At 65.4% G+C, this 578-nt stretch carries 1 protein-coding gene; it reads right to left on the reverse strand.

Annotated elements, in window-relative coordinates; genetic code table 11:
* Window positions 1–530: chromate transporter (locus tag EEB19_RS26285; protein WP_222929981.1), on the reverse strand; the 530-nt coding region annotated here is incomplete at its 3' end.
* Between the last annotated feature and the right edge of the window lie 48 nt (window positions 531–578).

The raw sequence follows: 578 nt of genomic DNA on the forward strand, positions 1-578 counted from the left end.
GCCTCCCAGAACGGCAGCGCCCCCACGAGCACAAGAAAGGCTGGCAGGAAAATGACTGCCAACAGCACAAGGCCTCCAAGCCAGCCACCCAGCGGCCCCTTGGCCAGGGCTCCCAAGTACGCCGCGAAAGTGAAGAGAGGGCCTGGCACCGCCTGCGCCGCACCGTACCCAGCGAGCAGATCCGCAGTGGTCACCGTGCCGCTTTGGACAACCGCGGTCTGCAGCAACGGCAGTACGACATGGCCGCCGCCAAAGACCAAGGCACCAGCACGGTACGTCCCCTCCAACAGCACAGCCAACGGGGAGCCACTAGCCACCACCCACACAGGCAGCAGAACAAGCGGCAGCACCAACAGCATCAGCGCTACCGAGCCCGTTCTTCGCGAGACGGGATAGCTGCAAGCTAACTGGCCCTGGGCAGGCTCGATTTTCAGCGCCCAGCGACCGAGCAGGCCGCTGCAGATGATCACCACCATCTGGCCGAAGACCGAGGGCAGTGCTAGCGTCAATACGGCGGCGACAAGCGCCATCCCTGCCCGCAGGCGGTCCGGGCATAGGGTCCGGGCCATTCCCCATAC

Origin of the sequence: Gordonia sp. OPL2, from assembly GCF_003797825.1 — a bacterium.
GTDB lineage: Bacteria > Actinomycetota > Actinomycetes > Mycobacteriales > Mycobacteriaceae > Gordonia.